This window comes from Streptomyces sp. NPDC051738 (assembly GCF_044453205.1).
GTDB lineage: Bacteria > Actinomycetota > Actinomycetes > Streptomycetales > Streptomycetaceae > Streptomyces.
The window spans coordinates 14,192-27,097 of sequence record NZ_JBITCM010000012.1 but is presented as its reverse complement, the minus strand read 5'-3'; the positions used below and the strand labels follow the sequence as shown (position 1 = coordinate 27,097).

The window sequence follows — 12,906 nt, the reverse complement described above, 5'->3', positions numbered from 1 at the left end:
GTCACAGGTTCACCGGCTCTCAGGGCCGGTCGGGCTTTCCCTCTCCGTACAGCCAGTCCTCCCAGATGCCGGTGAAGTCCTCCCCCGGCGCCGTCTCCTCCACGTACGCCGTGAAGTCGTCGGTGTCCGCGTTGCCGTGGCGGTGGTCCGCCGCCCAGCCCTGGACGATGGCGTAGAAGGTGTCGTCGCCGACGGTCTGGCGGATCTTGTGGAGGACCATCGCGCCGCGCTGGTAGACGGGGCTGTCGGAGATGTGCGCGGCGCTCGTCGGCTTCGCCGGCGGGAAGGACCAGAGGTCCTTGTGCTCGTCCTCGCCGTGGTCGTACAGGGCGTCGAAGGTCTCCTGGGCACTGTCGCCGTCGTGGTCCTCCCGCCACAGCCACTCCGCGTACGTCGCGAAGCCCTCGTTCAGCCACATGTCCCGCCAGCTCTTCGGCGTCACGGAGTTGCCGAACCACTGGTGCGCGAGCTCGTGGACGAACAGCTCGGTGCCGGGGGCGCCGGGGAAGACGGGCCGGTTCTGGGTCTCCAGGGCGTAGTCGGAGACGTTCGGGCGGGCGACGATCGCGCCGGTGGAGGAGAAGGGGTAGGGGCCGAAGTTGTACTCCGCCCACTCCATGAACTCCGGGATCCGGGCGAGGACCGCACGCGCGGGGCCGTCCTGGGAAGGCGCCACGGCGGTGTAGACGGGCAGTTCGCCGGCCGCCGTGCCGGTGACCGTGGAGCGACGGATGTCGTAGTCCCCGATGGCGAGGGTGGCGACGTAACTGGCCATGGGTTCGGCGGTGTGCCAACGGAAGGTCGTCCGGCGGTCGCTGGTCGTCCGGTTGGTCAACTCGCCGTTGGAGACGGCCTGGAGCCCCTCCGGCACGGTGACCGCGATGTCGTACGACGCCTTGTCGGACGGGTGGTGGTTGCCGGGGAACCACGCCATGGACCCCGTCGGCTCGCCGAGCGCGAGGGCACCGTCGTCGCCGGCGAGCCAGCCCTCCTCGGAGCCGTCGGGGTCGGTGATGGTCTGCGGGGTGCCGGAGTAGCGGACGGTGAGCCGGAAGGTCTCGCCCCGGTCGAGCTCGTCGCCCGGGCGGACGACCAGTTCCTGGCCGCTGCGGCTCCAGCGGGCACGCTCGCCCTCCACCGTGACCCGCTCGACGTCCATGCCCTTCAGGTCGAGATCGAAGGCGGAGAGATCCTGGACGGCCCGTGCGGTGATCTCCGCCGTGCCGGTGAGGTGGCGGTCGGCGGGGTCGTAGGCGAGGTCGAGGGCGTAGTGGGTGACGTCGTAGCCGTCGTTGCCGGCCTTGGGGAAGTACGGGTCGCGCACGCCGGAGCCACCGGGCGTGCCCTGGACACCGCCGCCGCACGCGGCCAGGGCGAGGGCGGCGAGCACGGCGCAGCCGACGGCCCGGAAGGTACGGGTGGCCGGGAGCGTACGGACAGCCGGAGGCGTAGGGCCGGCCGGGAGCGCACGGGCAGCCCGGACCGTACGGCCGGTCAGGAACATCCGGACGGTCAGGGCAAGGGACGCAGAACAGGACACGCAAGTGATCCTATGAGCGTGGGCCGTGACACCATCACCTCCGTGCTCGACATCGGCTACGCCCTCTCCACCCGCTTCCCGGACCCCCCGCAGACGGACTACCGCCGCGCGGACGTCCGTGCCCTCCGCCACGACCTGTTCTGCGGCGACGTCTACCTCGCCGACACCAAGGCGGACCGGGAGTTGTCCACAGCCTGGGGATGGGTACCGGTGCTCGACTTCGCCTGGGCCCTGTGCGACATCGCCGAGCGGCTGGACCGGGACCCGGCCGGCTCCCGCGCCTCCCGCCCCCAGCACGCGGAACTGGACTTCACCGAGTCCACGGACCGCATGCTCTTCGAGCGCCGCTTCGGCTGGGTGGACATCGAGGCGGACTGGATGCCCGCGGAGGATCCCCCGCTGTCCTTCTCGCACACCGAACTGCGCCGCGAGGCCCGCGACTTCCTGCACGACCTGCTCGCCGACCTGATCGACCTGCACGACGACCTCGGCGAGAACCCGGCGATCTGGACCCTGCAGGCGCGCTTTCCGCGGGTGGCGTAGCGCCCCGCGCAGGAGGCTTGCCGAGAGACGGCGGCAACAACAAAGGAGCCCCTCCCGTACGAACGGGAGGGGCTCCTGATCCGAGCGCCGGGCAGGCCTTGCACCTGCATTTCCCCGCAGGAAGCGGGGCGTCTTTCCTTGGACCACCAACGCATCACCGACCGCCAGGAGTTCTGGCGAGCAGCTCTGTATCAATCATACCGGACCCGTCCCGGTGCCGATCACGGACCGGCCTCCACCCGCACCCCCAGCTCCGCCGCCAGCACCGGCGCCAGATCCAGCAGCTGCGCAGGGCTGATCACCGCCCCCGCCAGCCGCTCCACCCCGCGCGCGATCTCCAGCTGGGCCGCCCCCCGCAGGTCCACGTCCGTCAGCGTCACCCCGCTGAGGTCCGCCCCCTTCAGCACGCAGTCCACGAACTCCACCCGTTCGAGCCGGGCGCCCCCGAAGTCCGGCTCGACCAGGACGCAGCCCTCGAAGACGACGTCTCTCAGCTTGGCCTTGCGCAGGTTCAGATAGTCGATCTTGCCGCCTCGGATCAGGACCCGCTCCAGGACGGCGCCGTGCAGCTGCGCCCCGCCCAGCCGGGCGTCGACCAGCTCCACATCGCGCAGGGTCGCCTCGGCGAGGTCGGTGCCGACGCCCCGGGGGGCCGTCAGGACGGAGTCGAGGAGCCGGGCGTGCCGCAGTCTCGTCTCGTCCAGGGCGCAGCCCCGCAGCGCGCAGTCCATGAATCGGGCGCCGCCGCCGTCCTGCCCGGTGAGGTCCTCCTCGCGGAACTCCAGGCTGTCGTAGTCGCCGTCCGGCTCCAACCGCCCGTCGCGGTACGGCTCCAGCGCCGGCAGCCGCACCTCGGGCCGCCGTGCGCCCTTCACTCCGCTCTCACCCATCGCTTTCCTCGCCATGCCCACATGCTGCACCCCGCCACTGACAATCCCCCTGACCTACGCATGGCCTGCGTGGAGACCGCCGATGTCACATTCCGGGGTGCCAGAACCGTCGTACCCACAACGTCGTACCCACAACAAGGCAAGCAAGGCGACCCCGACCAAGAGGGAGACCCCCAGCCATGCACCGCATCACCGTCGTCGGCGGCGGTTTCGCCGGACTCACCGCGGCCATCACCGCCGCCGAGGCGGGCGCCAAGGTCACCGTGTACGAGGCCCATCACACCCTCGGCGGGCGGGCGCGGACCGCCGAGGGGCCGTACAAGACCAACGAGGGACCGCACGCCCTGTACAGCGGCGGCCCGCACTGGGCCTGGCTCAAGCAGCGCGACCTCATCGGACCGCTCGCGCCGATCCCGCCCCTGGAGGCCGCCCGGCTGCGGCTGCGGCACCGGGGTGTGCTGCGCCGCACCCCGCCCTTCGCCATGCTCAAGCTGCTGCGGCGCGGTCTGCCGCAGGCGCCCGTCGACGTCGACTTCCTGACCTGGGCCACCGGTATCGCCGGCGAGGAGGGCGCTCGGGCCGCCGCGCACTACTCCGCGGTCGCCCTGTTCCACCACGACCCCGGCGCCCTGTCCGCCGCGTTCGTGCGGGAGCGGCTGCGGCGGGCCACCAAGCTGCCTCCGGAGGCGCACTATCCGCGGGGCGGCTGGGCGACCATGATCGACCGGATGGCGGCCCGGGCCTGGAATCTCGGGGTACGGATGGAGACCCTGTCCCGCGTCGACGAACTCCCCACCGACACGCCCGTCGTCGTCGCCACCTCCCTCGACGCGGCCCGCCGTCTCCTCAAGGACGACTCCCTGACGTGGACGAGCGGCCGTACGGCACTCGTCGACCTCGCCGTGCGCACCCGGCGCGGGGACGCCTTCGTCGTGTCCGATCTCGACGCGACCGGGTGGCTGGAGCGGTTCACCGCGCAGGACCGCTCCCTGGCGCCGGCCGGTGAGCAGCTGATCCAGGGACAGATCCCGCTCGCCCCGCACGAGTCCAAGGCCGACGGCGTCGCCCGCGCCGAGCAGCTCCTCGACCTCGGCTTCCCCGGCTGGCGCGAACGCGTCACATGGCGGCGCGCGTCCGTCGCGAGCGGCCGTACCGGCGCCGTCGACCTGCCCGGCACGAGCTGGCGCGACCGTCCGGCCGTCGACCGCGGCGACGGCGTCTACCTCGCGGGCGACCAGGTCGCCGCCCCCGGCGTCCTGTCCGAGGTCTCCTTCAACAGCGCGCTCACGGCGGTGTCCCTGGCCCTCGGCCGGCACGCCCTTGACCTCAAGCAAGCTTGAGGTTGCAGCATCTGACTGCCGCCTCCGGCGACGGGGTGGGCGCCTGACCGACCCGTATCTCTCCACGATGGGGGACCCCGATGCACGCCATCCGCCTGCACACCTTCGGCCCGGCCGAGAACCTCACCTACGAGCAGGTCGACGACCCCGCACCCGGCCCCGGCCAGGTCCGCATCGCCGTGGCCGCGGCCGGCGTCCACCTCCTCGACACCGCCCTTCGCGAGGGCATACAGGGCCCGGCACCGAGCCCGGCCACACTGCCCACCATCCCCGGCCGCGAGGTCGCGGGCGTCGTCGAGTCCCTCGGCGAGGGCGTGGCCGCGCTCTGGCTCGGCAAGCGCGTCGTCGCCCACCTCGGCTTCGCGCCGGGCGGGTACGCCGAGCTGGCCGTCACCGATGTCGACCGGGTCCACGAGATCCCGGAGAACCTCGACTTCGCCCAGGCCGTCGCCATGATCGGCACGGGCCGTACGACGATGGGGATCCTGCAGTTCGCCGAGCTCGGTCCGGACGCGGTCGCCGTGATCCCGGCGGCGGCCGGCGGCATCGGCACCCTGCTCGTGCAGTACGCCCGCAACGCCGGTGCCGTGGTCATCGGCCTCGCGGGCGGGCCCGAGAAGGTGGCCCGGGTGCGGGAGAACGGCGCCGATCTCGCCGTCGACTACAAGGACCCCGCGTGGCCCGGGAAGGTCCGCGCCTTCCTGGGCGGGCGCCCGGCGACCGTCGTGTTCGACGGCGTCGGCGGCGAGGTCGCCCGCGAGTCCGTCGCCCTGCTCGGGCCCGGCGGCCGGCACCTCGTCTTCGGCTGGTCCGGCGCGGGCCTGCACGACGGCGAGCCCTACCTGGTCGACGGCGTCTCCGAGCAGGTCCTCGGCCCCGTGATGATGCGGAAGGCGGGCGGCCCCAACCCCGTACAGACCCTGGAACTGCGCGCCCTCGCCGAGGCAGCGGCGGGCCGCCTCACCCCGGCCGTGCAGCGCTTCCCGCTCACCGAGGCGGCGGCCGCCCACCGTGCCCTCGAAACGCGCGGAACCACCGGAAAGGTGGTACTGGAGCCATGACCGGCCGCAAGCCCCCGCACCAGCGGATACGTCAGCCCTCTCCAGATGCGACACGGCCCGAGTCATGGTCTTCTGGCCGGGTGAGTATCACCCGAACGGGTGAATCCGCCCAGGACGCCGATCCCCGCCGCTGGTGGGGCCTGGTGATCATCGCGCTCGCGCAGCTCATGGTCGTCCTCGACGCGACCATCGTGAACATCGCGCTCCCGTCCGCGCAGGAGGACCTCGGCATATCCGACGGCGACCGCCAGTGGGTGATCACCGCCTACACCCTGGCCTTCGGCGGGCTGCTCCTGCTCGGCGGCCGGATCGCCGACCTGGTCGGCCGCAAGCGCACCTTCGTCATCGGCCTCATCGGCTTCGCCGCCGCCTCCGCGCTCGGCGGTGCCGCCACCTCGTCCGGCATGCTCTTCGGCGCCCGCGCCCTCCAGGGCGCCTTCGCCGCCGTACTGGCCCCGTCGGCCCTGTCGTTGCTGACCACGACCTTCACCGACCCCAAGGAGCGCGGCAAGGCCTTCGGCATCTACGGCGCCCTGGCCGGCAGCGGCAGCGCCATCGGATTCATCGTCGGCGGCCTGCTCACCGAGTACCTGAACTGGCGCTGGTGCCTGTACGTCAACGTGCCCATCGCCGTGATCGCCGTCATCGGCGCCCTCGCCCTGCTGCACGACAGCCCCGGCCGGCCGGGCGCCCGCCTCGACGTGCCCGGCGTGCTGCTCGGCTGCGGCGGCCTGGTCGCCATCGTCTACGGGTTCGCCGAGGCGCAGCCGCTCGGCTGGACCGACCCGATGGTGCTCACCCTGTTCGCGGTCGGAGTCGTCCTCCTCGCGACGTTCGTGTGGTGGCAGACCAGGGCCCCGATGCCGCTGCTCCCCCTGCACATCATCAAGGACCGCACCCGCGCCGGCTGCTTCCTCACCATGGCGCTCGCCGTCATCGGCATGTTCGGGCTGTTCCTGTTCATGACCTACTACCTCCAGGTCATCCTCGACTACTCGCCGGTGATGACCGGCCTTGCCTTCCTCCCGCTCACCGCCGCGATCATCACCGGCTCCACCCAGATCGCCGCCCGGCTCCTGGACCATGTGGCGCCGCGCCTGCTCATGGCCCCGGGCGCCCTGCTCGCGGCGGTCGGCATGGTGCTCCTGACCCGGCTGACGGTGCACTCGTCCTACGCGGCCGACATCCTGCCCGCCCTGATCCTCATGGGCCTCGGCATGGGCCTGATCTTCATGCCGGTGTTCGCCACGGCGACGGCGGGCGTGCCCCCGCAGGACTCCGGAGTGACCTCCGCGACCGTCAACACCTCGCAGCAGGTGGGCGGTTCGATCGGTACGGCCCTGCTCAACACCGTCGCCACCACCAGCAGCGCCGCCTACCTCACCGCCCACCTCACCGACCCGGCCCAGCGGGCCCTGGTCATCAAGGAGGGCGTGGTCCACGGCTACACCGTCGCCATCTGGTGGGCCGCCGCCATCATGCTCCTGGCCGGCCTGGTCGCGGCCCTGATGGTGACGGCGAAACCCCCGGGGCACGGCGCCGCGCAGGAGGCGCGGATACCGGAGAACGTGGCCTGACGCCACCCACGACCGCCACGACCGCCACGACCGCCACGACGCGAGTGACCTCCACGAACGGGGGGAGGGGCCCCACCGGACCGCGGAGCCCCTCCCCCACCCTCCGTCGAGGGTCGGCCTGCTGTCGCAGGGTCAGCCGGCGACCGCCTTCGTCGCCCTGCTCACCGCCGACCCGTCCTTGTGACCGGTACGGTGCGCGACCACCTTCACGGTGATCTTCTTGCCCTTCTGCGCCGACTTCAGCACGAGCGACGACTTGGTCGCCCCGCTGATCGCCTTGCCGTTCGCGTACCACTGATACGCGTACGAAGTCGGCGCGAGGCTCCATGTCCCCTTGGTCGTCTTCAGGGTCCTGCCGACCTTCACCGTCCCGCTGATCACCGGCAGCTTGGTCGCCTTGGGCGCGTCGCCCTTGGCCACGGTCACCGCCGGCGAGGTCGCCGACCCGCTGACCCAGCCGGTCCTGACCGCGGTGACGGTCACGGTGAGCTTCTTGCCGACCGCCGAGGCGGGGACGGTGTACGTCGCCGCGATCGCCCCGCTGATCGCCGTCCCGTTCGCCTTCCACTGGTACGTGTACGACGACGGGGTCGCCGACCAACTCCCGGGCACGGCCGTGACCTTGGCGCCGGTCTTGGCCGTGCCGGTGACCTTGGGGGCGGCCGTGTTCTGCAGCTTGGGCTGGGGGGTCACGGTGAAGGTGCCCCGCGGGAACTCCCAGCCGCGCGTGATCACGCTGACGTTCCAGGTGCCGGTGGCCACGCCGGTCAGGTCGAGGGTCGCGGTCACCGTCCGGTTGTCCGCGGCGACCGAGTCCGCCTTCGCCGTGACCGTCTTCCCGGACTGGGTCAGCCGGACGGTGACGTCCGGGCCGAGGGCGGTGCCGGTGACCGTGAGCTTCACCTTGCCGCCGGCGGCCCCGGTGTCGGGGCCGACCGCGGTGACGGCCGTCTCCTCGGTGCCGCACGGCGTGGACGTGCAGGTCAGCTGGGCGCTGTAGGCCGTGCTGGACGCCTTCTCGGGCAGGCCCAGCAGGAACAGCGTCGGCGTGCTCTGCGAGGAGGAGCCCTGCGCGTCGCAGTCGTAGCCCTCCGGGATGTAGTGCGTGCAGCCGTTGACCCAGGTCGACGTGTTGTACAGCACCGGCACCGCGGTGGTGGTGGCGCCGCCCGTGTCCTTGATGTCGGTCTCGAAGCGGTCGAACCCGGCGGTCGGCAGCGCAGCGCAGACGGCGGTGCGCGACTCGTCCAGCGTGCCGGTGACCGGCCCGTACCCGTACGCCACGGACGGCACCTTGACGCACTCCGGCGCCGGACCGTCGGCGGTCGCGACGCGCAGGGGGTCCAGGCGGTACTCGGGCGCCGCCTTCAGCGTGACCGGCGTCTGCACGAGCACCTGGTGGGTGGTGGACCCGGTGACCGCGCAGGGGGAGTTGCGGAACGAGCACTCCATACGGCCGTCCCCGGCGATGACCGCGGAGTTGGCCGTGCCGAGGGCATCGCGCACGTTGACGTGCACGACGTCGGTGGCCGCCGCGGTCGTCACCTGATGACAGTCGAGGGTGCCAGGGCCGGCGTAGGCGCTCTTCACGGAGGGCCCGCCGACCTTGGCCGCCGCGGTCTTCGTGCAGCCCGCCGAGGAGGCGCTCGCGGTGACGTCACGCCGGGTCAGGGTGTAGGTGGCGGCCTCGTCGCGGCCGTTCACCAGCACGGTGTGGGCCTTGCCCGGGGTGAGGGAGCAGATGGTCCAGCCGTTGGTGGTGGCGTAGCGCTCGCAGACCCGCTTGCCGTCGGAGTCCAGCACCGAGAACCACGCCGAGGCGGTCCCGGAGGTGGCGATCAGCTGGAAGATCTCGGCGTCCGTGTGCGCGTCGGCCGGGATGCCGAGGCAGTGCGAGAAGACGCCGTCGCCGGTGGCCGGCGTGGCCTTCGCGCCGTCCGCCGAGAAGCTGCCGGCGGGCAGGACGGGGCAGCCCTCGGCGACGTCGGTGCGGTGGAGGGCCACCGCGTAGGCGCCCGTCGCCGAGTCGCCGCTGTCCTCGGTGTGCACCAGCGCCCGGTAGGGGGCCTCACCGGTGAGCGCGCAGTCGCCGCCCCGGAGTTTCTCCTCGTCGCACTGCGCGGTGCCGGTCCGGTCCAGGACCTCCACCTCGGGGGTCAGCCCGGCCGAGGAGAGCGAGGTGAGCGCGGCGATCCGGGCGCCCTGGGGCGCGTCCAGCGTCAGGCAGTCGTACTGCCCGACCGTGCTCAACTCGCCCTTGTGCAGCCCGGTCCCGGTCGCCACACATCCGGTGTCGGAGGCACGGTCGAGGACGACGAGGCCGGCGCGGGTGTCGCGGAAGGGGTACGTGCCGTCGTCGAGGACGGCCGTGTAGGTGCCCGGCGTCTTGATCCGGCACGGGTCGGCGCCGTACCGGCACACGCTCAGCCCGGCCGCGTCGTACACCCGGGCCACCCCGACCTCCCGGTCCTCGCTCACCGAGTGCACGGTGTACGGGCCCGGCGCTCCGGCGGTGAAGGTGAAGCACGGGTTGGCGGTGAGGTCCTGCCGCTCCAGCGCGCCGAACGGGCGGACCGGGGCGGCGGTGCAGCCCTGCGGGTCGCTGAGCCGGCGCACCTTCACCGCGAACTCGGCGGGGAAGCCGTTCTCGGAGCGGGAGACGGTGGAGATCACCCGGTAGGGGCCGTCGCCCGGCAGGACGCAGCTGTCCTCGTTGTTCTCCGGGAACCGCTCGCAGATCCGCCTGCCGGTCGCATCGGTGATCCAGGCGAGGGACTCGCCGTACACCTTCGAGCCGTACCTGAGCCGGACCCGGTCACCGCTCGCGCCCTCGAAGGGCTGGCAGTCGACCTCCACCCGGCTCACGGTCGTCCGGGCGATGTCCGGCTGGTCCCAGTTGGTGCCGACGGGGTCCGCGCAGCCCCTCGTCGAGTCGAGCGGCACGAACGTGACCGACGTGTCCTCGTCCTCCCAGCCGGAGTTGAGGACCTTCAGCGTGTAGGTGCCGGCCGCGGGCACGTCGCACATGCCGTACGTGGCGTACTGGTCGCCGGAGCAGTCCACCGCGCTGCCGTCGGCGGCGAGCAGCTGCCTGGTCACCGTGTTGCCGTTGGCGTCCAGCGCCGGTGCCAGATACAGGCCCGGGGTCTCGACGGTGACGGTGTAGCAGACGCTGGAGTCGGGTGCGACGGTCGCCTTGCCGACGGCGTCCCCCGGGTCGCCGAACGGCGCGAGCGCGAGCGGCGCGCACGCCTCGTCGGCGGCGACGGCGGGGCTCGCCCCGGTCAGGGTCAGCGTGGAGGCGAACAGCGAGACGGCGGCGGCGAACACGGCCGGAAACAAGGCCGTCCGCCGCCGTCTCACCCGTCTCGCAGGCGGACAGGAATCGTCCTCGGACACGGAAATCCCCCCTGGATCAGTGGTCGTTGAGGCGATGGTCGCACACGGGTACGACAGCGCACTCGCGAGTATCCAGGGGCAGAAGTCGGCGAAGGTTTCGTCAGTGCCGCCCGGCCACCCGGTCGGCGATCCGCGCCAGTGTCGAGGCCTCGACACTGCTGGTGAGGCGCTCCCGCCGGTCCGCCGCCCGGTAGGTGGCGTACAGCCCCTGCACCCCGAGCCAGCGCAGCGGTTCCGGCTCCCACCTGCGCACCTTGTGCCCGACCCACGGCAGGTCCGTCAGCTCGGTCCGCCCGCCCTGCCCGGAGTCCTGCTGCACCAGGTCCCGCAGGGTCCGCGCCGCGAGGTTGGCGGTGGCGACGCCCGAGCCGACGTAACCGCCCGCCCAGCCGAGCCCCGTCGAGCGGTCCAGCGTCACCGTGGCGCACCAGTCGCGCGGCACGCCCAGCACGCCCGACCAGGCGTGCTCGATCCGCAGCCCGGCCAGCGCCGGGAAGAAGTCGACGAGGACGTCCCGCAGCGCCTCGACGGTCGCCGCCTGCGTCCGCCCGTCGTTGTCGGTCCGCGACCCGAAGCGGTACGGCACCCCGCGCCCGCCGAGCGCGATCCGTCCGTCGGCGGTGCGCTGCGCGTACATGTAGGCGTGCGCCATGTCGCCGAGCGTCTCAAGGCCCGCCCAGCCCACGGCCTCCCACTGCTCCTCGGTCAGTGGTTCGGTGGCGATCATCGACGAGTTCATCGGCAGCCAGGTCCGCTTCTGCCCCTTGAGGGCGGCGGTGAAGCCCTCGGTGCAGCGCAGGACATACGGCGCACGGACGGTGCCGTACGGCGTGACGGCGTGCTTGGGCCGGATCTCCGTCACCGGCGTCAGCTCGTGGATCGTCACCCCGAGCGCCGCCACGGCCTCCGCGAGCCCCTTCACCAGCTTCACCGGGTGCACCCGCGCCCCGTGCGGCGTCCACGTCGAGCCGACCGCGTCCGCGACCCGGATCCGCCGGGCGGTCTCCCGGGCGCCGAACAGCACACGGTCCTTCTCGCCGTACGACACCTCGTGCTCGTGGAAGTCCTTCAGCCGCGCCCACTGCGCGGGCGTACGGGCGACTTCGAGCACCCCGCCCTTGTGGACACCGGCGTCGAAGCCCTCCTCGGCCGCGGCCCTGATGACCTCGTCCACGGTGTCGTTCATGGCCCGCTGCAGCCGTACGGCCGCGTCATGGCCGTGCCGCTTCGCGTACCGGTCACGCCCCGCGATGCCGTTGTACAGCCACCCGCCGTTGCGCCCCGAAGCCCCGTACCCGCAGAACTTCTGTTCCAGGACGGTGATACGGAGGAAGGGGACCGCCTTCTTCAGGTAATAGGCAGTCCACAGTCCCGTGTATCCACCGCCCACGATCACCACATCCGCGGAGGCGTCCCCCGCAAGCGGCTCGCGCACCTCAGGGAGGCCGTCGTCCGCGTACCAGTAGGAGATGCCGCCGTTCACGGCGCCTCTGTCCGAGCTGCTCATGCGAGGACGGTAATTGGGGTGAGCCGATTTCGGGAGCCCCGTAGGGTCCGCAGAATGATCGACATTCCGCACGGACTGGCCACGGTGCAGGAGGAGATCCACGGCGAGGCGGGGCGGGCGTTCATCGCCGGACTCCCGGACCTGGCCCAGAAGTTCCTAGACCGCTGGGAGCTACAGCTCGACGGGCAATCGATGCACGGCATGACCGCCCTGATCCTGCCCGTCGTCCGGCAGGACGGGTCCCCGGCGGTCCTGAAGCTGCAACTCCTCGACGAGGAGAGCGAGGGCGAACCGGTGGCCCTGCGCGCGTGGGACGGCGACGGGGCGGTACGGCTCCTCGACCACGACGCGGCCACGGGCACGATGCTCCTCGAACGCCTCGACGCGTCCCGCATGCTCGCGCACCTCCCGGACACCCACGAGTCGGTCCTGGTCATCGCCCACCTCCTGGCCCACCTCACGTCGTCCCCCGCGCCCGCCGGACTGCGCCGCCTCGGCGACATCGCGCTGGCCATGCTGGAGTGGACGCCCTGGGCGCTGGAACGCATCCCGGACCCGGAGGCCCGCCGCATCGTCGCCGACTGCGCGGCGGCCGTACGGGAAGTCGTCGACGAACCCGGCGACCGCCTCCTGCACTGGGACCTCCACGACGAGAACGTCCTCGCCTCCGAACGCGCCCCGTGGCTCGCCATCGACCCCAAGCCCCTCGCCGGCGACCCCGGCTTCGAACTGTGGCCGGCCCTCGACAACCGCTTCGACGCCGACGACGTCCGCTGGCGCTTCGACGCCATGACCGACATACTCGGCCTGGACCGCACACGCGCGCGTGCGTGGACGTACGGCCGCCTCCTGCAGAACATCCTCTGGGACGTCGAGGACGGCCGCCCGCTGGAAGACCGCCAGCTGGAAATCGCGAGGCGACTGCGCGAACCGTGAGGCCGACCTCAGGGCAGCGCCCTTCAGGGGCGCGGGGAACTGCGCGACCAGCCACCACGCACCCGCACCCGGCAGACCACCCAAGGCCCCGAGCTCTCAGCCGCCCCATCACG

Annotated in this window: 9 protein-coding genes; 5 read left to right on the top strand and 4 right to left on the bottom strand. The window is 72.3% G+C overall.

From position 1 onward, the window contains the following. Positions 1-19: 19 nt before the first annotated feature. A complete protein-coding gene (locus ACIA8X_RS26750; protein ID WP_399459391.1) occupies positions 20-1,504 on the bottom strand; it encodes a M1 family metallopeptidase in 1,485 nt (494 codons plus the stop codon). A gap of 78 nt (positions 1,505-1,582) precedes the next feature. Here ACIA8X_RS26750 and ACIA8X_RS26745 point away from each other — a divergent pair, with 78 nt between their 5' ends. Continuing rightward, entirely contained in the window at positions 1,583-2,083 is a 501-nt protein-coding gene (locus tag ACIA8X_RS26745) for a hypothetical protein (RefSeq protein ID WP_393453075.1), read from the top strand. 221 nt (positions 2,084-2,304) lie between these two features. On the opposite strand, the gene ACIA8X_RS26740 is transcribed toward ACIA8X_RS26745, so the two are convergent. After that, a complete protein-coding gene (locus ACIA8X_RS26740) occupies positions 2,305-2,988 on the bottom strand; it encodes a pentapeptide repeat-containing protein (protein WP_393452480.1) in 684 nt (227 codons plus the stop codon). Positions 2,989-3,062: 74 nt separating this feature from the next. On the opposite strand from ACIA8X_RS26740, the gene ACIA8X_RS26735 reads away from it, so the two are divergent. The 3 genes from ACIA8X_RS26735 (at position 3,063) to ACIA8X_RS26725 (ending at position 6,951) form a co-directional block, all read left to right on the top strand. Then, positions 3,063-4,313 (top strand): NAD(P)-binding protein, encoded by a 1,251-nt coding sequence (locus ACIA8X_RS26735; protein ID WP_393453072.1) that lies wholly within the window; start codon positions 3,063-3,065, stop codon positions 4,311-4,313. Positions 4,314-4,393: 80 nt separating this feature from the next. Next, positions 4,394-5,374, top strand: coding sequence for a zinc-binding dehydrogenase (locus tag ACIA8X_RS26730; RefSeq protein ID WP_393452477.1), 981 nt, complete (start codon positions 4,394-4,396; stop codon positions 5,372-5,374). Positions 5,375-5,454: 80 nt separating this feature from the next. Then, positions 5,455-6,951, top strand: a complete 1,497-nt coding sequence (locus ACIA8X_RS26725; RefSeq protein WP_399459261.1) for an MFS transporter — start codon at positions 5,455-5,457, stop codon at positions 6,949-6,951. Positions 6,952-7,083: 132 nt separating this feature from the next. On the opposite strand, the gene ACIA8X_RS26720 is transcribed toward ACIA8X_RS26725, so the two are convergent. Further along, a complete protein-coding gene (locus ACIA8X_RS26720; protein ID WP_399459260.1) occupies positions 7,084-10,281 on the bottom strand; it encodes a Tat pathway signal protein in 3,198 nt (1,065 codons plus the stop codon). Positions 10,282-10,450: 169 nt separating this feature from the next. After that, positions 10,451-11,857, bottom strand: coding sequence for an NAD(P)/FAD-dependent oxidoreductase (locus ACIA8X_RS26715; protein WP_399459259.1), 1,407 nt, complete (start codon positions 11,855-11,857; stop codon positions 10,451-10,453). Between the two features lie 54 nt (positions 11,858-11,911). Between ACIA8X_RS26715 and ACIA8X_RS26710 the strand changes: the two genes are divergently transcribed. Continuing rightward, positions 11,912-12,793 (top strand): aminoglycoside phosphotransferase family protein, encoded by an 882-nt coding sequence (locus ACIA8X_RS26710; RefSeq protein ID WP_393452465.1) that lies wholly within the window; start codon positions 11,912-11,914, stop codon positions 12,791-12,793. Positions 12,794-12,906 lie beyond the last annotated feature (113 nt).